The organism is Helicobacter jaachi (genome assembly GCF_000763135.2).
Taxonomy (GTDB): Bacteria; Campylobacterota; Campylobacteria; order Campylobacterales; family Helicobacteraceae; genus Helicobacter_C; species Helicobacter_C jaachi.
Genome location: NZ_JRPR02000005.1, coordinates 93,148 through 111,161 on the forward strand (window position 1 = coordinate 93,148; position 18,014 = coordinate 111,161).

18 protein-coding genes are annotated in these 18,014 nt (G+C 41.8%); all 18 read left to right on the forward strand.

The window, feature by feature from the left end; genetic code table 11:
• The first annotated feature begins 33 nt into the window (after positions 1-33).
• Entirely contained in the window at positions 34-1,632 is a 1,599-nt protein-coding gene (locus LS71_RS07070) for a methyl-accepting chemotaxis protein (RefSeq protein WP_034355833.1), read from the forward strand.
• Positions 1,607-2,104 (forward strand): hypothetical protein, encoded by a 498-nt coding sequence (locus LS71_RS07075; protein ID WP_034355837.1) that lies wholly within the window; start codon positions 1,607-1,609, stop codon positions 2,102-2,104. The genes LS71_RS07070 and LS71_RS07075 overlap by 26 nt, the downstream gene beginning before the upstream one ends.
• Positions 2,105-2,211: 107 nt before the next feature.
• Entirely contained in the window at positions 2,212-2,532 is a 321-nt protein-coding gene (locus tag LS71_RS07080) for a hypothetical protein (protein ID WP_034355840.1), read from the forward strand.
• A complete protein-coding gene (lgt, locus tag LS71_RS07085) occupies positions 2,533-3,456 on the forward strand; it encodes a prolipoprotein diacylglyceryl transferase (RefSeq protein WP_081946282.1) in 924 nt (307 codons plus the stop codon).
• Positions 3,456-3,812 (forward strand): DMT family transporter, encoded by a 357-nt coding sequence (locus LS71_RS07090; protein WP_034355843.1) that lies wholly within the window; start codon positions 3,456-3,458, stop codon positions 3,810-3,812. The genes lgt and LS71_RS07090 overlap by 1 nt, the downstream gene beginning before the upstream one ends.
• 67 nt (positions 3,813-3,879) lie before the next feature.
• Positions 3,880-4,173, forward strand: a complete 294-nt coding sequence (locus LS71_RS07095; RefSeq protein WP_034355852.1) for a DMT family transporter — start codon at positions 3,880-3,882, stop codon at positions 4,171-4,173.
• Between the two features lie 232 nt (positions 4,174-4,405).
• Entirely contained in the window at positions 4,406-4,723 is a 318-nt protein-coding gene (gene trxA / locus LS71_RS07100; protein ID WP_034355846.1) for a thioredoxin, read from the forward strand.
• 59 nt (positions 4,724-4,782) lie between these two features.
• Positions 4,783-6,387, forward strand: a complete 1,605-nt coding sequence (locus LS71_RS07105; RefSeq protein WP_052058110.1) for a phosphoethanolamine transferase — start codon at positions 4,783-4,785, stop codon at positions 6,385-6,387.
• A 336-nt stretch (positions 6,388-6,723) separates the two neighbouring features.
• A complete protein-coding gene (locus LS71_RS07110; RefSeq protein ID WP_034356399.1) occupies positions 6,724-7,890 on the forward strand; it encodes a hydrogenase small subunit in 1,167 nt (388 codons plus the stop codon).
• Between the two features lie 9 nt (positions 7,891-7,899).
• Positions 7,900-9,630 (forward strand): nickel-dependent hydrogenase large subunit, encoded by a 1,731-nt coding sequence (locus tag LS71_RS07115; protein ID WP_034356397.1) that lies wholly within the window; start codon positions 7,900-7,902, stop codon positions 9,628-9,630.
• 12 nt (positions 9,631-9,642) lie between these two features.
• The gene (gene cybH, locus LS71_RS07120) at positions 9,643-10,401 is read left to right on the forward strand and encodes a Ni/Fe-hydrogenase, b-type cytochrome subunit (protein ID WP_034356394.1); all 759 of its coding nucleotides are present in this window, start codon (positions 9,643-9,645) and stop codon (positions 10,399-10,401) included.
• Between the two features lie 4 nt (positions 10,402-10,405).
• Positions 10,406-10,945 (forward strand): HyaD/HybD family hydrogenase maturation endopeptidase, encoded by a 540-nt coding sequence (locus LS71_RS07125; RefSeq protein ID WP_034356391.1) that lies wholly within the window; start codon positions 10,406-10,408, stop codon positions 10,943-10,945.
• Positions 10,942-12,693 (forward strand): hypothetical protein, encoded by a 1,752-nt coding sequence (locus LS71_RS07130; RefSeq protein WP_034356388.1) that lies wholly within the window; start codon positions 10,942-10,944, stop codon positions 12,691-12,693. The genes LS71_RS07125 and LS71_RS07130 overlap by 4 nt, the downstream gene beginning before the upstream one ends.
• Before the next feature lie 41 nt (positions 12,694-12,734).
• A complete protein-coding gene (locus LS71_RS07135) occupies positions 12,735-13,508 on the forward strand; it encodes a hypothetical protein (RefSeq protein WP_034356385.1) in 774 nt (257 codons plus the stop codon).
• A 9-nt stretch (positions 13,509-13,517) separates the two neighbouring features.
• Positions 13,518-14,669: a trans-sulfuration enzyme family protein gene (locus LS71_RS07140; protein WP_034356382.1), complete on the forward strand. Its 1,152-nt coding sequence runs from the start codon at positions 13,518-13,520 to the stop codon at positions 14,667-14,669.
• A gap of 1 nt (position 14,670) precedes the next feature.
• Positions 14,671-15,597 carry a PLP-dependent cysteine synthase family protein gene (locus LS71_RS07145; protein WP_034356379.1) on the forward strand — a complete coding sequence of 309 codons (927 nt, stop codon included), beginning with the start codon at positions 14,671-14,673 and terminating at the stop codon, positions 15,595-15,597.
• Positions 15,598-15,650: 53 nt separating this feature from the next.
• Positions 15,651-16,319, forward strand: coding sequence for an RBBP9/YdeN family alpha/beta hydrolase (locus tag LS71_RS07150; RefSeq protein WP_052058160.1), 669 nt, complete (start codon positions 15,651-15,653; stop codon positions 16,317-16,319).
• Between the two features lie 174 nt (positions 16,320-16,493).
• Positions 16,494-18,014 (forward strand): PDC sensor domain-containing protein (locus LS71_RS07155; RefSeq protein WP_138109877.1); only part of this gene is annotated, 1,521 nt, incomplete at its 3' end.

Genomic DNA, 18,014 nt, shown 5'->3' on the forward strand with positions numbered 1-18,014 from the left:
ATCTAGCTTAGAATCTCACTTCAAGGAGGGCAAATGCTGCAGACATTTCGTTCAAAAGTACTTTTTACACTATCCATATTTATCGTCATAGGCTTTAGCATACTCTATCAAATCATCTCCATGGGCTATGAAAATATGGCAGTCAAAGAGGGTAAGAGAAGCGCGCAAATGCTTGGAGATTCTATATTTCAAACCGTGCGTATGAGTATGAATATGGGCGTGCGTGAGATGATTGATGCGGGACTAGCTGATGCGAGCAAGATAGCAGGTGTATTAAAACTAGAAATCCACAAATCACAAAGTGTCATTGATTTATTTAGTATGCCAGATAAAGTAAGTCAAAGACCAGAAATACAGCAGATTTTTAATGATAAACAATCCCAACTCACAGAACTTCATGACAAAGATGGGCATAGCGTGCTTTTCCGCAAGCCCTTAATTGCTGATGAAAGCTGTATGGCGTGTCATCAAGATGGTAAAGTAAAAGTAGGAGACGCACTAGGCGTGCTAGAGCTGCAAATTTCTACAGAAGGATTTTATGAGCAGATTAATCAAAGCGAGGATTATTTGCTTTTAACGATGCTAATAGCGGGGATTTTGGCACTCTTAGGACTTTATATCTTTTTTGAAAAAGAGCTAGTAAAGCCGCTTAATCGCCTGCGTAATATGGCTCGAGACCTAACAGAGGGCGGCAGTGGGGATTTAACAAAGCGCATTGCAATTAAAAGCAATGATGAAGTGGGCATTACCTCAAATTATGTTAATCAATTTATCCAAACTATCCAAGAAACCATTATCACAAGCAAACGCGTGAGTGAGGAGAATACGCACACTTGCACAGGATTATTAGATATGTCAAATGTGCTTTCAAAAAATTCTGATGAGCAATTTGAGCTAGTTGATAGAGTAAATCTACTCGCGCAAGATGTGAGTAAAAATCTTGATACCGCAGAGCAAACAGCAAATGCGACTACAAATGACATAGAGCAGACAGAAACCACACTTGATGAGTTTGTAAAAAACCTTAAAGATTCAATAGCACTCATCACCGCTTCTGCGCAAAAAGAACAGGATATTTTAGAGCATGTGGGCGAGCTTACCGAGCATGCCGAGCAGATTAAATCTGTGCTGTCCATTATTAGCGACATTGCCGACCAGACAAATTTGCTAGCGCTCAATGCCGCCATTGAAGCTGCGCGCGCAGGCGAGCATGGGCGTGGCTTTGCCGTGGTGGCAGATGAGGTGCGAAAGTTAGCTGAACGCACGCAAAAAAGCCTCAACGAAATTGCTGCAAATGTCAATCTTGTAACACAAAGCATTGAGGATATGGGCAGCACGATTAAAGATACTGCCCAAGAAATGGTGCATATTACCGAAAAAACCACGCCGCTCATTGATGAGGCGCATAATACGCATGATAAACTCACACTTACAAAGCAAAATTCTATTCAGCTCAAACAAATTAGCACTTCCATAGCCCAAAGCACCAAAGAGCTAGCGCAGATGATGAATGATATTGCCAAATCCTCGCAATCAACGCAAAGTGTTGGGCATAAGATTCAACAAGCGGTGAATAATATGTCGCAAAAAGCCCAAGAGCTTGATAATGCCATTACGAAATTTAAGACCTAAAAGGCGTTATAGTGCGACTTTTAGAGCGGAGTTTGGGGAGATTGATAGAGCCATTGCGTGGATAGAATCTCACTTCACGCCTACATTGCACGATAGAGTGGGGATTATTGCCTTTGAGGCTTTAAGCAACATTATTGAGCATAATTTTATGCGTATGACTAAAATGCAGCTTTACTCAAACACGCATACACATCGCACAAATATAGAATCTAGCGCAAAATTTAATATAAAATCCCACTCTAAGCGCGCGCAGAGGCATAGCATCACTTGTCATCTACATCTGTGCGCAAAAAGGGCGTATATAAGCTTTGTCTATCCTTTTAAGCCCTGCTATCATTACTCGCCCTATGTGCCTATGCTAGGTGGGCGAGGTAAAACTATTATAAGCCTTATGGGCGCAAACACACATCACTCTATAAAGCCTAGAAGCAAAAAAGCCTCGCTCATACTGCAAATCCCTATGCGAGGCTAGATTCTATCATACCACGCTGCTACCTTTTACAAAGCGAGTTTGGCTAGATTCTATAGCGTAAGAATTTTGTTATATAATGATTACTTTATTTTTTCTTAAGGATTGAAATGGCGCTTAATATTGAAACGATTAATGATTTACAAATGGTGCGCAGCACGGGAAAACTAAAGACTTATGATTCATTTTTAAGCTTTAAACTTGAGCTTGAGAACCTCCTGCCACAGATTCTATCCAGTGCCGATAGCGTGCTTAGAATCTACTTTGTGCAAGCCTATCCTATCAATTCGTATGTGCTAGGTTTTTTGTTTAAGCTAAGAAGCGTGGATAAAATTAAAATAGAAATTGTCGTTGATGACTTGCGTTTGTTTATGTTTTTTGAGGAAATTGATATGGTTGATGAATTTAAAATTAAGATTATGGAGGCTTAAATGGAGGGTTATAGCGTATGGAATAGAATCTATGATTACATTGACCCCATAGCCTTTAGCATATTTGGCATTAATGTGCATTGGTATGGGATTATGTATGTGAGTGCGATGATTATTGCGCTTTTAATCGCCAAAGCCTTTGTAAAATACAATAATAAACGCTTTCCTATCACGCAGGAGCTACTTGATAGCTTTTTTATTTGGGTAGAAATTGGCGTGATTTTGGGCGGGCGTATCGGCTATGTGCTGATTTATTCACCCCAGCGCCTTGAGTATCTCTCACGCCCTTGGGAGATGTTTAATCCCTATGTTGATGGCGTGTTTGTGGGCATTAGCGGGATTAGCTATCATGGTGCGGTGAGCGGCTTTGTGATAGCAGCTATTTTGTTTTGCTATATCAAAAAACAGCCATTTTGGATTTTTATGGATTTATCGGCTGTGTCTATTCCGCTAGGATATGTTTTTGGGCGTTTGGGGAATTTTTTTAACCACGAGCTTTTTGGGCGCACCATTGAGGGTGAGGGCTTTGCGCATAGTATTGGTATATTGGTTAATGGGCAGTTGCGCTACCCAAGCCAGCTTTTTGAGGCTTTTAGCGAGGGGATAGTGGTCTTTATCATTCTTATGTGTCTTATGCGCTACGCTAAGCGTGCAGGAAGCCTGCTTGTAGCCTATGGCTTTTTATATGCTTTGGCACGCTTTATTTGTGAGTATTTTAGGGAAGCTGATGTGCAGATGGGCTATTTTAGCTTTGGATTATCAATGGGGCAAATCTTAAGCCTTGTGATGATGGGCATAAGTGTGCTTTTATTTATACTCATTAGATGCCAAAAGCCCTGCATTATAGAATCTAACCCAGATTCTATAATCAAACAATCCCGCCCAAAGCCCGCGCGCAAATCTCACAGAGCAAGGAGAAAATGATGAGCCTTACAAGAGCCTATATATTTTTAACATTTGCCATTTTAACAGAAGTGCTAGCCACAAGCTTTATGAAAGCAAGCAGCGGAGGGGATAAAATCTTTGGTCTTATGTGTATGTATGCCTTGCTAGTGGTGTCTTATTATTTTATGGCAATTTCGCTAAAGAGGCTTTCAATCAGCGTGGCATACGCCATTTGGGAAGTACTAGGTATGCTCTGTGTGGTGGGCATTGGCGTATTTTACTTTGGCGAAAGCCTCTCCATTCAAGAGCAGCTAGGCATTGTGCTATCACTTTGTGGCATTATGCTCATTAATGTCGCAGAGCTTAAAAACCACTCCAAAGACACAAAGGCATAAAGTGGATTGGCTCACACAATGGCTACGCGCAGACTGGCTTTATAGTAAGGAGGCAGCACTCTTTTTTATCCTTCTTGCTGCGCTACTTGATATTGTGGCAAATTTATTACTAAAAAAATCAAATAGCTTTACGCATAAAGGCTACGCGCTTGCATGCGTGGTAATGGTATGGATAGCCTTTAGCGCGCTAGCTTTAGCCCTACACGCACTGCCATTAAGTGTGGCGTATGCTACTTGGGGCGCGGTGGGGATTATTGGCACGACACTTGGCGGCTATATTTTATTTAAGGAAAATCTAGGGATTTTGGGCTACATCGGCATTGCTATGGTCGTCTGCGCAGTTATTTTGCTGAATTGGTAGATACGCTTTAAGCTCGCTTTAGGAGCAATGAGCGAGTTTTAGGGCAAATCCCGCACGGCAAAAAGTATAGAAAGTAAATTATTGTTGAATAATGCAATGTATAATGGCACATTTTAGATTCTGCTACCAATGCTTTAGCAAGCCTACAAGACCTCCGATTGTCCCTATCTGTAGGGCTTCTGCTTGGGGAGGGTGGCAGGATTTAAACTAATTTTAAGAATAAGGAGTTGTTATGGCTAAATACTTAGAATTGAGCAATGATAATTTTGATGCTGAAATTGCTAGCGGTGTGGCGTTGGTGGATTTTTGGGCGCCTTGGTGTAATCCTTGCAAAATGCTTTCTCCAGTAATCGATAAGCTTGCAGAGGAGTATCAAGGCAAAGCAAAAATTTGCAAAGTCAATGTCGATAATGAGGGCGAAATCTCAAAGCGATTTGGTATTAGAAATATCCCCACTATCCTTTTTATGAAAGATGGTGAGATTAAAGACCAAGTAACAGGTGCATTGCCAGAGCAGGCTATCCGCCAAAAGCTTGATGCCATTTTATAAATCTTTCTGCCTTGCGTGTGCGGGGCAGATTCTATAAAAAAATAGATTCTATAAATTTTATGCTATTACTTCTCTCCTCCACTTTTAGGCGTATTTCTGCATTTTTTAAGCACACCACTTTTAACTATCATTTTGTTATTTTCCTTAGCAGCCTTTATATTATCTTTGCATTTAATCACACATTTTTTACGACCTTTAATGCGCAGGCTGTGCAAGTGGGCTTTGCTTACCTTGTAGGGCTAGGCTGGGCGATACATACATTTATCATCGCACTAGCTCTTGAGATATTGAGCCTACGCATAAGCGTTAAATTCGTGATTGGTGCGGTATTTCTTGTATGCAGCGTGTGTGGATTCTATATGGATTCTATGGGTGTTGTCATAGATGAGGATATTATACAAAGTGTGTTTGAAACGCACACTAATGAGGCTTTAGAGATGATAGGCTTTGGGCTTGTAGGCTATGTGCTAGGGTTTGGAGTGCTACCCTGCGCGCTACTTAGCGTGATAAAGCTTACAAAGCCTCCTTTGATTAGGGCTTTTCGCCAAAAAATTATAGCCCTTGTGCTTTTAGGCGCACTTGTGGGTGCTAGCTATGTCCTTTATGGCAAAGATATTACCTTTGTGTTTAAGACGCAAAAAAGCCTCTCAAATATGCCAAATCCCATAGCGCCCATTCGCTCACTTATCCTGTATGTGCAGCATTCAAAGGAGAGGCATTTTACCCATACACTCATTGCCCAAGATGCACATCTCTCTTATAATGCGCAGCCCCAAATTGTGCTATTTGTGATTGGAGAAAGCGCAAGGAGTGCAAATTTCTCGCTAAATGGCTACACTAGAGACACTAATGCTTACACAAAATATTTAGATGTAATAAGCTTTAAGGAATTTTATTCTTGCGGCGTGATTACTGCCATTTCTGTGCCATGTATGCTCACACATTACACGCGTGAGAGCTACACACACCGCAATCTTTCGCTTTATGTGAATAATATTTTAGATATCGCCCAAAGTGTGGGCTATGATGTGTGGTATTTGGGTAATAACGGCGGGAAGTGCGTAGGGGGCTGCGATAGAAATATTACTCATAAGATTTTATATCCTGCTGATAGCCTTGATGGCGCAATGCTCCCTGATATTGAGCGCATTATTCACGATGCCTCTAGAAATAAGCGCCCTACTTTTGTAGTTATTCACGAATATGGCAGCCATGGGGCATTATATGCTAATCGCTATCCTTTAGCATTTGAAATATTTACCCCTGTGTGCCGACAAAAAGAACTATCCAAATGCACGTTGGAGGAAATTACTAACGCTTATGATAATTCGCTTGTGTATGGGGATTATGTCTTATCTCAAATGATAGAATCTTTGCAAAAGGCAAATATGCGCTCAATGCTATGGTATGTAAGCGACCATGGCGAGAGTTTAGGCGAGCTAGGGCAGTATATGCATGGAGGGCTAGGCTATGTGCTTGCGCCCACGCACCAAAAGCATATTCCCTCAATTATGTGGTTTAGCCCCCAATGGGAACAAGAGCCGCGCACAGCACGCGCTAATATCGAGCATGAGTTTAGCCATGATTATGTGTTCCATACCTTACTTCATTTGCTAGGCATTCAAACACAGGCTTATGATAGCCAACTTGATATATTAAGATAGAATCTAGATTCTATAAATCCGCGCTGTTGCTTTTTTTAACAAAAAGCCGCGCGCATCTTGCAAATGCAAGCAAAGCTCACATTTGCGCCTAAAGTATAAAGTTATAATCTGCTTACGCAGCTTATCAACTTGTTTTTTAAGGTTAGATTCTATAAATCCGGCTATATATAAAAATATATTAGATTCTCAAAATATTTAAGTATTTTATAACTTTTAGTAACTTTTGTTTAATGAAACTTTACTTTTCTATAAAATTTCACATTGCTTTTTGAGCAAATTCTCAAAATTTATGTAAAATTGCACACGCTTAAACAAAAAGACAACAAAGGAAAAATTATGAATATAAATATAGAGGGTGCGCATGAAGAGTTGTTTCGCAAAGCCACACAAAGGCTAGATGAGCTAGAGAAGCTCCCCGCACACAACGCAAACAAAAATCTTTTTGAGGCATTAGAATCTAAGGGCTTTTCGCGCCGTGACTTTATGAAATGGTCGGGTATGATGACTACTGCCCTAGCCTTGCCGGCAACTTTTGCTCCGCTTACTGCGCGTGCTGCTGAAGTAGCAAACCGCTTGCCAGTGGTGTGGTTACACATGGCGGAATGCACAGGCTGTAGCGAGAGTTTGTTGCGCAGTGACGCGCCTAGCATAGATTCTCTTATCTTTGATTATATTAGCCTTGAATACCATGAAACCGTTATGGCTGCATCAGGCTGGCAAGCTGAACACAACCTTGATAGCGCCATTGAAAAATACGCAGGCGAATATATCCTTTTAGTCGAGGGCGGCATTCCTAAAGGTAGTAGCGAGTTTTATCTCACCATTGGCGGGCATGGACGCACCGGCGCTGAAGAAGCAAGGATTGCCTCAAAGCACGCAAAAGCCATTTTTGCCATTGGCACTTGCTCAAGCTTTGGCGGCATACAAGCAGCCTATCCTAACCCCACAAATGCCGTGCCTCTAAGCCAAATCACTAATCGCAATGTGATTAATGTCCCGGGCTGCCCACCGAGTGAAAAAAATATCGTAGGCAATGTGCTGCATTTTATCCTTTTTGGCTCACTTCCCACACTTGATGCCTATAATCGCCCCACATGGGCTTATGGACTAAGAATCCACGATTTATGCGAGCGTAGAGGGCGATTTGACGCGGGGCAGTTTGTGGAGCATTTTGGCGATGAAAACGCGCAAAAGGGCTATTGCCTCTATAAAGTGGGCTGCAAGGGACCCTACACTTTTAATAACTGCTCAAAACTAAGATTTAATCAACACACAAGCTGGCCTATTCAAGCAGGGCATGGCTGTATAGGCTGCAGTGAGCCAAACTTTTGGGATACGATGAATCCTTTTGAAGAACCCATTGGCAATAAACTTTTTACCACAAGCTTTAATGGAATGGGTGCAGATAAAACTGCTGATACTATCGGTGCTGTCGTGCTTGGTGCTGCGGCTGTGGGCATTGCCGCGCATGCTATTATTAGCTCTACAAAAGAAGCAAAATAAGGGGGAAATATGACAAAGCGAATTATTGTAGACCCAATTACAAGGATTGAGGGGCATTTGCGCATTGAAGTGATTGTTGATGAAAATAATGTAATTACTGATGCTTTTTCTAGCTCGACGCTGTGGCGTGGGATAGAAGTCATTGTAAAAAATCGCGACCCGCGCGATGCGGGGTTTTTGGTGCAAAGAATCTGCGGCGTTTGCACATATTCGCATTATAAAGCAGGTATTGTCGCTGTGGAGGACGCACTAGGCATTAAGCCTCCTTTAAATGCCATTCTCACGCGTACTTTAATGAATATATCGCTTTTCTTGCATGACCACGCTGTGCATTTTTATACTTTGCACGGGCTTGATTGGTGCGATATTACTTCGGCACTACAAGCAGACTGCGCTAAGGCTGCAAAACTTGCGTTTAAATATACTAAAAATCCCATTTGTGCAGGTGAGGCAGATTTAAAAGTAGTGCAAGATAAAGTGGCTACTTTTGTCAAACAAGGTGCGCTTGGACCATTTGCAAATGCGTATTGGGGAAGTAAAGCCTATCGCTTTAATGCGGAGCAAAACCTCATCGTGCTTTCGCATTATCTTAAACTGCTTGAGGTGCAGCGCACTATTGCTCAAATGATGGCTATTTTTGGTGCGAAAAACCCCCACCCACAGAGCCTAACCGTCGGTGGCGTAACTTCGATTATGGATATTTTAGACCCGAGCAGACTAGGCGAGTGGCTCACTAAATATAAAGAGGTGGCTGATTTTGTTAATCGCGCGTATTGGGCAGATATTGTCATGGCAGCAGAAGCGTATAAAAATGAAGATTCTGTATTGAAAGGCTGCGGGGTTAAAAATTTTATTAGCTTCAAAGAAATGCAAGTGGGGGTTGAAGAGTTTTTATTTAGCAGCGGCATCGTGCGCGATGGCGATTTGAGCAAGGTATATGAAATTGATGAAAGTAAAATCACAGAGGAGGCAACGCACTCTTGGTATGCCGATAATGAGCCATTGCACCCCTATGATGGTAAGACAAATCCGCAATACACAGGCTTCAAAGACGCACAAACCATTGGACCTGATGGCAAGCCTGTAGATTCTAAAATTGTTGATGAAAGCGGCAAATATTCGTGGATTAAATCTCCGCGATATGATGGCACGCCTATGGAAGTAGGACCGCTAGCAAGCGTGGTGGTGGGCTATGCGAGCGGAAATCCCTACATTGTGAAAGTAGTCAATGAATTTCTCTCACTCACAGGTTTGCCAAAAGAAGCGCTTTTTAGCACGCTTGGCAGAACTGCTGCACGCGCTATTGAATGCAAAGTCGTGGCTGATAATGGTATTAAAGCCTTTAATGCGCTTAAAGATAACATCGCCTCTGGTGATAAAAGCACCTGCGCGCCTTATAGCATTGATAAAAACAAAGAATACAAAGGACGCTTTATTGGCAATGTGCCGCGTGGTATGCTAAGCCATTGGATACGCATTAAAAATGGTGTGGTTGAAAATTATCAAGCTGTTGTACCCTCCACTTGGAATGCCGGACCACGCGATGCTAAGGGACAGAGAGGACCTTATGAGATGAGCCTTATTGGCACGCAAGTAAAAGACATCACACAGCCTTTAGAAATTATTCGCCATATTCACTCATTTGACCCTTGCATTGCGTGCGCGGTGCATGTAATGGACACAAAGGGCAATGAGCTTAGTCAATATAAAGTAGAGCCATCATTTGCTAGAATCCGCTAAAGGACATAAACTATGAATAAAGTTGAGATGTTTAAAAAAGAACTCCATATGCACGAGGAGTTTTCGGGACTCACGCGCTTATTTCATTGGCTTAGGGCGCTATGTATTTTTACACTCATTGCCACAGGATTTTATATCGCCTATCCTTTCATCACAGCTAACCCAGATATGGTGCAAACTACATTGCAAGGCAAGATTCTAGGTGAAGTGGTGATAGAGCGCGATGTGGGGGCTGTGAGCAATTCCTACTTGCAAGCTTATATTCGCAATGTGCATGTGGTTATGGGCTTTGTGCTGATTGCTATTTCATTTTTTAGAATCTATCTTTTCTTTTTTGATAAAAAATCCTTGCCAGAGCGCATTTCTTTCGCACAAGTGCTGCAGCCAAAAGTATGGATAGCTCAAGTGAAAGCCTATATTTTTATGGGTAATCACCCCCACATTAATGGCGCATACAATCCTTTGCAGTTTGTTACCTACTTCTTTTTGGGCATTTTGGTGCTGCTTATCTCCCTTACTGGCGTTGTGCTATATTATAATGTCTATGATGATGGGCTAGGCGGGATTTTGCGCGCTTGCTTTACTTGGTTTGAAGTGCTGTGCGGGGGACTTTCAAATGTGCGCAGTCTGCACCATATCATCACTTGGGCATTTGTCATTTTTATCCCTGTGCATATTTATCTCGCAGTGTGGAATTCGATTAAATACCCAAATGGCGGCGTAGATTCTATCGTAAGCGGTATGCGCTATACTGATGAAGTGAAAATTTAGTATTGTGAAAATCTTAGTGCTTGGCATTGGCAATATCCTCTTTGGCGATGAGGGCATTGGCGTGCATTTGTCTAACTTTCTTAAACTCAACTACACTTTTAGCGGGGAAAATGAAGTAGAGTTTGTCGATGGAGGCACGCTTGCTACGATGCTTATCCCGCTTATTACCTCCTATGACAAAGTGCTTATTTTAGATTGTGTGAGCGTGGATAACGCTCAAATTGGCGAAGTATATTATTTTGATTTTGATAATGTTCCGCGCATTATTACTTGGGCGGGCAGCGCGCATGAAGTTGAAATGCTCCAAACACTGCGCTTAGCTGCTATAAATGGCGATTTACCGCCTGTTAAAATCATTGGCATTATCCCTGAAGTGATAGGCGAAGATACTGCTTTTACGCTATCAGATGCAGTGAAAGAGGGTGCAAAAACTATGGAGAGGCTTGCATTAACATTTTTACAAGAAAATGGCATTAACGCCCAAAGGGTTGATAATAGGGACTTGCAAGAGGTGGCAAATGGCTCTTTTAGAGGATATGAATGATTTATGATTTTAAATTCTCAAACACCAGTGAAGATGCGCCATTTTTTCTCTATATCTTAGCCCTAGAGGCAAAAACGCTTGATTTGGAGGTGTTTTTCTGCACTTATGAGGATTACACGCATTGCTTTGTCCCTGATATGCCCTCCTTGCTTGCTTCTTATGAAAATTATTGCCAGCAAGCTACCATTCCTAGCGCATTTGCAGTATATAAAGATACACCCACCCAAACAGAAGTGATTGTCAAATTTGCCAACACACTCGCACAGAATCTACCACTTTCGCTGTATTTTTGCTTCCGTGATTTATCGCCTATCACGCTCCCACAGGCATTTTTTACTGCCCTATCTCAAATGCCTTCACTCCATAGACTAACTTTAAAAGACATATTTGCCCTATCTCTTACTCATCTAAATGTGCCTCACAATGCTACTTTGGTAGATTCTAAGACCACACTTTCATCATTTGAGACACCAAAAACTTACTACTACACCGCTATGCAAACGCGCCAGATTCTAAATCCTAAAAGTGCGTCTTTTAGCGCGCTCAATCCCCCAAATTTTAGCCCGCATAAGCCACTTGCTTTGCCAGAGAAAGATTATTTTACCCGCATTGTGCAAAGGTTAAAAAATACAGAATCTGTCCCTTTTTGCACACAGCGCGGCACATTTTTGCTCTCTCTTGCTCCGCTTGAAAACACACATACCACGCTGCTTTGTGATATTGCCTCTTTAAAGACATTTTTTCGCACTCATCAAAGCCAAGTTGATGTGCTTGCCACCTTTGAGAAGCCTTACGCAAAACTCATGCCAAAGGAAGTATTCCAAAAACATTTTCCCTTAGATGAGCAAGCACTTGTGCGCGTTGGGCTGCCCTATGATATGCCCCTTGCCATTATTGGCGCACTTTTATTACAAGATGATATAAGCTATTTTTTTCTCTCCCCAACGCAAGGGCAAAGTGATTTTAACTTTTGCCACTCTTCCGCACCTAGCACGCAGATTCTAAATATCTCTCAAAATGGCACAATTATTGATACATATATCAGCCCAAATAATACTCTGCAATCCCTGCTTGAAGCTCACACGCAAGGACTAGAGCGATATTTGCTTATTTATCTTAGCACGCGCCACCCTAGTGTGTTCGCCATTAGCCATAACCAAACATTGCGCGCGCTACTAGATATTACTTTTGAGCGTAATGCCCATCTTATTGTGCAGGATATTAAGCATTCCTATAAAAGCGGTAGCGACCTTATAGAGAGCTTTAGCAAGCATTCTCCCAAACTTTTAGAATCTATCCTTGCTTTGCCTTTGACATCGCATATTTCGCATAATCTTACAGATGTGCTTGATGTAGCCTCTTTTGTGCTAGGTTTTAGCCCTATACAGGATAAAAACGCACTTTTTGCCCGTGCTAATGCTTTTGTACGCGAGAGAGGACCGCGCATTGATTATAAACTTTTGAGGAAAGATAATGCTATTATGCTTGATTATAATCGTATTTTTCGCTCCTGCCTTAGCTTTAAATGCGCGGATATGGAAGATGAAATACTAGCCTATGGCATTTTAGATTCTCTTAGTGAGTTTGTTGCCACGCTCATTAGGGACACAAAGACAAATCTTAGCCTTACCAATGTGCTTTTACTAGGCGATATGCTCTCTTCGCATATTTTTTTGGATAGAACCTTGGGCTATTTGCCAAAAGATATTCACCTTATTTTGCCAAAAGATGGGTTTATTGATTACTAACTTAAAATGATTATAATCAAGTTTTTTGAAAGGATTGTGCGATGAAAGCTTTACATTTTATAAAAAATGGCGCGGTATGTGTGGCTGCGGCGTTAATAATGAGTGCTTGTGGGAGTGATGAGGCAGTAGCACTAAATAATGAGCAATGTCCAGAATCTGCAACCTGCCTTTATAAGCAGTTTTCCACCTCTCAAAGTGTTATGCCAAATGCTTACAAAAGTGCCATTCGCATTCAAGAAAGCAATGCCTTGCGCAAAATTGGCGAGATAGAATCTAGCGTGAAAGAAGATATTAAAGATACGCTTAATGATATTGTGCTGCTAGCTAAAAAGAGTGGATTCTGTGAGGGTGGTGAGTATGGGCTAAATCCCGTATCTCAATACAAAGAGGGCGCACAGGGCGATACACTGGGCTATACTTTGCATTTTGATATTCGCTGCAATGTGCAAGATGAGCGCAAAAAAGACTATGATAACCTCATTGCAGCCATTGAAAAAAAGGTGAATAAAAACACTTATCTTGCCTTTCTTATCCCTCAAGTTCAAAATGTTATTTCACCAGAAGCCCTCAAAGAAGCACAAAATCTAGCATTTCAAGATGCACTAAAAGATATTCAAGAAGCAAGCATACAATACAGCAAAATGCTTAGGAAAAAATGCTCCATTGCGCAAATCAAAGACACGCCAAGCCTAAGACCACCTCTGTATGCTAAAGACGCGCGTGCGCTTAATAGCCTAGCTGAAAGCTCACAGCTACCAATCCCCGCTGCACAGAATCTCACACTTACCTTAGAAACAAAATATATTTGTAAATAAGGAAAGATGATGAAAAGCTCTTTTGATACGCTCCTCATACACGGCGGCGATACTACAGATGCGCGCACAGGCGCTGTGAATGTGCCTATTTATCAAACCTCCACCTACGCACAAAAAGGCTTGGGCGAACATTTGGGCTATGAATATTCCCGCACGAAAAATCCCACACGAGATGGGATTGAGAGCCTTATCGCACAATGTGAGGGGGGCAAATATGGCTTTGCCTTTGCCTCTGGTATGGCAGCTATTGGCACGATTTTGAGCCTTTTTAAGAGTGGGGATTGCATTATTATCTCAAATAATGTCTATGGCGGCACTTTTAGAATCTTAGACAAAGTGTTTTCGCATTTTAATATTAGCTATAAAATTGTGGATACAAGCGATTTAAACGCCCTAGAGCAGGCTATCACGAAAGAAGTTAAGGCTGTATTTGTAGAAACGCCGGCAAATCCGCTTTTAAGCGTTACGCCACTAGCAGAAGTAGCTCGCATCTGCAAGCAAAAAGGCATTTTAAGCATAGTGGATAATACCTTTATGACGCCATATCTGCAAAAGCCCTTGAGCTTTGGCATCGATATTGTTGTCCATTCAGCCACTAAGTATTTAGGCGGGCATAGCGACCTTGTAGCTGGGCTTGTGGTGGTAAATGATGATGATTTGGGCGAGCGAGTGGGATTTTTGCAAAATAGCATTGGCGGTGTGCTTGCGCCCTTTGATAGCTTCCTACTCATACGCGGGATAAAAACGCTTGGTGTGCGCTTAGAGCGGCATTGTGAAAATGCATTGTTTTTAGCTCAAGCGCTAAGTGAGCACAATGCCATAGCAAAGGTGCATTACCCGGGATTAAAAGATGATAAAAATTATACCCTTCATAGCAGCCAAGCACGCGGTGGAGGGGGAATGCTAAGCTTTGAGCTTAAGGCAAATTATGATTATAGAATCTTTTTTAAATCCACTAAGCTCATCGTTTTAGCCGAAAGTCTAGGCGGTGTAGAATCGCTACTTTGCCACCCTGCGTCTATGACACATGCTTCAATCCCCAAGCAAACGCGCGAGGCTATGGGCATAAATGAAAATCTCATTCGCTTATCTGTGGGCATTGAATATGCCAAAGATTTGCTTGATGATTTAAATCAGGCAATAGAGCGCGCAAAGGTATGATATGCTCTACCATTCAAGCCTTGAGCTTATTGGACACACACCGCTTGTAGAGCTTTCTCACATTGTAATCCCAAACAATAATCGCATTTTTGCTAAACTTGAAAGCTTTAATCCCGCTGGTGGCGTTAAAGACAGAGTGGCTCTGCATATTCTTGAAACGCTTAAAAGTGCGGGCAAACTCACGCCAGATTCTATAATCATTGAAGCTACTGCCGGAAATATGGGACTAGGCATTGCCTTTGTCGCTCAACACTTTGGCTGCAAGGCTTTGCTCGTGGTGCCAGATAAATTCTCAATCGAAAAGCAAGTGCTTATGCGCGCGCTTGGTGCGGAGATTATCCACACGCCTAAAGAGCTAGGTATGCAAGGCGCGATTGATAAAGCAAAGGAGCTATTAGCACGCACGCCAAATGCTTTAAGCCTTAATCAATTTGAGAATCCACAAAATCCAAACGCGCATTATCTCACCACAGCAGTGGAGATTTATAATGATATGCAAACGCTCAAAGGGCATAGGGAGCATATTTTTGATTTTTTTGTGTGCGGTGCGGGTAGTGGAGGGAGCTTTAGCGGCATTATGCATTATTTAAAAGAGCAAGATAGTGCTATTCAAGGCGTGCTATGCGACCCTGTTGGTTCAATCATCGGCGGAGGTATAGAGGGCTGTGCGCATATTGAGGGGATTGGCAATAACTTTATCCCACACACTATGGATATGTCGCTAGTTAGTAGCGTGCAAAAAATAAGCGATGAGGAGGCTTATGAGGGTGTGAGAATCTTGGCGCGCAAAGAGGGATTGCTATGTGGCATTTCATCAGGAGCATGCCTGCAAGCCTGCCTCAAACTAGCCCAAACAACGCAAAATAGCCTAATTGTTACACTATTTGCCGATAGCTTAAGCCGCTATTTTAGCCGCAACTTAATTTAATGTAGAGGCAAATTTTTATATAATGGCGCTTTAATATCTTAAAAGGAGGGGTAATGAGAGGGATACTAGCATTTTTGGGAGTCTGTGTGTTGTTTGCGCATATTTATGCTAAAGATGTGCCACATAAGCAAGGAGCGAATATGACAAAGCAAGTATATATTGTGCATGGTTTTGGTGCAAGTGCGGATAAGCATTGGTTTAATTGGCTTAAAAATGCATTGCAAAAAGATAAAAATGTGAGCGTTAAAATTCTTAATATGCCAAATAGCGAGAATCCAAGCCTAGAGCAATGGCTAGAAACGCTTAGAAATGAGGCTAATGTGGTGGGCGAAAATACCTATTTTGTGGGGCATTCTTTGGGCTGTATTAGTATTTTAAGATATTTGGCAAGTCTAGATTCTAAAAATGCGAAAGTCGGCGGTGTGATACTGGTGAGCGGCTTTTATGAATCTTTACGTATCTTGCCGCAGCTTGATAGCTTTACAAAGCCTAAACTTGATATGAAAAAGCTTACCCACATAGTGCAAAACAGGCTTGTAATCTCTGCAAGAGATGATGAAATCGTGCCTACCAATTTAAGTGAGAATCTAGCTAAAATATTAAATGCCACTTTTATACAAACACCAAATGGTAAGCATTTTATGGATAAAGATGGCATAACACAAATGCCCTTGGTGCTTTTTATACTACAACATTTATTTACTAAAGACAAGCTTATATAGAATCTGGCTAGATTCTATATAAGCCGCACTCCTTCTTACGCGCTTAGTGTTTCACTATAATCAAAAAGTAATAAATTTTTATACCAAATAAACATAATAAAAGTTTAATTGGTGTAAAATTCGCGTTGGGGAAATGCAAATCAAATCTTTGAAACACAAAGGGAAGGAGAAAATATGTTTAAGTCGCTTTCACTTGGCAGCAAGCTCGTGGCGTGTGTAACGGCGATATTTGTGATAATCATAGGCTCTGTTAGCTACTTCAATTACAGGCAAAATAGCCATGAGATAAACGACCTTTATACCGGCATTCAGCAAGGTGGGCTTGATGCTTCTTACAATACGATAAATATCACTATGAATATCGAGGCAAAATCGCACCTGCAAGCAATCGCAAAAAATCTTTTAAACATTTCGCATGATAATATCCTAGCACAGCGCGCCCTGCTAAAGACTGCGATGGAAATCACTAATTATCCGCTAATTTTCGTGGCTTACGAAGATGGCGGCGTCATAATGCCAGGCAATAATAATGAAAAACTAAATGAATGGGATAAGCCAAGTGTAGATTTTCGCACGCGCGAATGGTATGTGAAAACAAAGCAAAGTGGCAAAGCTGGTGAAATCGTGGTTAGCGTGTATAAGGCTGTGGGCGGGGCAACAGATGGTATGGCGGTGAGTACTGCGACTATGCCGCTAATAGAAAATGGGAAATTTGTGGGCGTGCTGGCGTTTGACATTGATGTAGATGAGTTTCAAAGCCGCCTAAATGCGAATAAGCGAAAGCAGCTGCCAAGTATGGGAATCTTCATCACTGATGAAAAAGGGCATATTTTTTCACATGAGGATAAAAAGCTAGTAAATATCGATGGCACAAATACGACGCCTATCGAGCAGGCGATAAATGCCGCACTTGCGAAGTCAAAAGAGGGCAAGGTCGAGTATGAGATGAATGGCGTGCCAAAAATAGGCTACTATAAGCAAATGCCTTTTGGCTGGACGATAGTGGCTACTGCGGAGACGCACGACTACACTGACGCGCTAGATGATAATCTTTTGAGTGCGTCATTTGTGGCGATTATCGCGCTAATCATTGGTGCGGCGGTGCTATATTTATTTATCAAAAAGCTAATTTCGCCGGTGGGGCAGATAAAGACGCTGCTTTTGGGCTTTTTTAAGTATCTAAACTATGAAGTAAAAGACGCCCCAAAGGCGCTAATCATAAATAGCAAAGATGAAATCGGCGATATGGCAGATGCGATAAATCGCAATATTGAGCGCACTAAAAAGCATATAGAGCAGGATAATGCGCTGGTAGCAGATTCTCTAAAAGCAATCGATGCGGCAAAGGCTGGGAGTGCGACACTGCGTATCGAGCTAACTGGGAGCAATCCAAGCCTAAATCGCTTAAAAGATTCTGTAAATGAATTGCTAGAGCTACTTTGCACTGCGATAGGCAGGGACTTGCATGAGCTTAATCGTGTGTTTGATAGCTATATAAAGCTTGATTTTAGCACATCGGTGAAAAATGCTAGCGGGCGCGTAGAAGAGGTCACAAACTCGCTAGGTAAAGAAATCCGCGAAATGCTAAAGACTTCCGCTAGCTTTGCTAATACTTTAAGCACTGAAGCAAAAACACTCCAAGAAGCTGTAAATAATCTCACTAACTTAACTAATGCACAAGCCAGTAGCTTAGAA

Coding starts and splice junctions, on each gene's coding strand:
- LS71_RS07070 (WP_034355833.1), top strand. CDS start 34: ATGCTGCAGACATTTCGTTCAAAAGTACTTTTTACACTATCCATATTT.
- LS71_RS07075 (WP_034355837.1), top strand. CDS start 1,607: ATGCCATTACGAAATTTAAGACCTAAAAGGCGTTATAGTGCGACTTTT.
- LS71_RS07080 (WP_034355840.1), top strand. CDS start 2,212: ATGGCGCTTAATATTGAAACGATTAATGATTTACAAATGGTGCGCAGC.
- lgt (WP_081946282.1), top strand. CDS start 2,533: ATGGAGGGTTATAGCGTATGGAATAGAATCTATGATTACATTGACCCC.
- LS71_RS07090 (WP_034355843.1), top strand. CDS start 3,456: ATGAGCCTTACAAGAGCCTATATATTTTTAACATTTGCCATTTTAACA.
- trxA (WP_034355846.1), top strand. CDS start 4,406: ATGGCTAAATACTTAGAATTGAGCAATGATAATTTTGATGCTGAAATT.
- LS71_RS07105 (WP_052058110.1), top strand. CDS start 4,783: ATGCTATTACTTCTCTCCTCCACTTTTAGGCGTATTTCTGCATTTTTT.
- LS71_RS07110 (WP_034356399.1), top strand. CDS start 6,724: ATGAATATAAATATAGAGGGTGCGCATGAAGAGTTGTTTCGCAAAGCC.
- LS71_RS07115 (WP_034356397.1), top strand. CDS start 7,900: ATGACAAAGCGAATTATTGTAGACCCAATTACAAGGATTGAGGGGCAT.
- cybH (WP_034356394.1), top strand. CDS start 9,643: ATGAATAAAGTTGAGATGTTTAAAAAAGAACTCCATATGCACGAGGAG.
- LS71_RS07130 (WP_034356388.1), top strand. CDS start 10,942: ATGATTTATGATTTTAAATTCTCAAACACCAGTGAAGATGCGCCATTT.
- LS71_RS07135 (WP_034356385.1), top strand. CDS start 12,735: ATGAAAGCTTTACATTTTATAAAAAATGGCGCGGTATGTGTGGCTGCG.
- LS71_RS07140 (WP_034356382.1), top strand. CDS start 13,518: ATGAAAAGCTCTTTTGATACGCTCCTCATACACGGCGGCGATACTACA.
- LS71_RS07145 (WP_034356379.1), top strand. CDS start 14,671: ATGCTCTACCATTCAAGCCTTGAGCTTATTGGACACACACCGCTTGTA.
- LS71_RS07150 (WP_052058160.1), top strand. CDS start 15,651: ATGAGAGGGATACTAGCATTTTTGGGAGTCTGTGTGTTGTTTGCGCAT.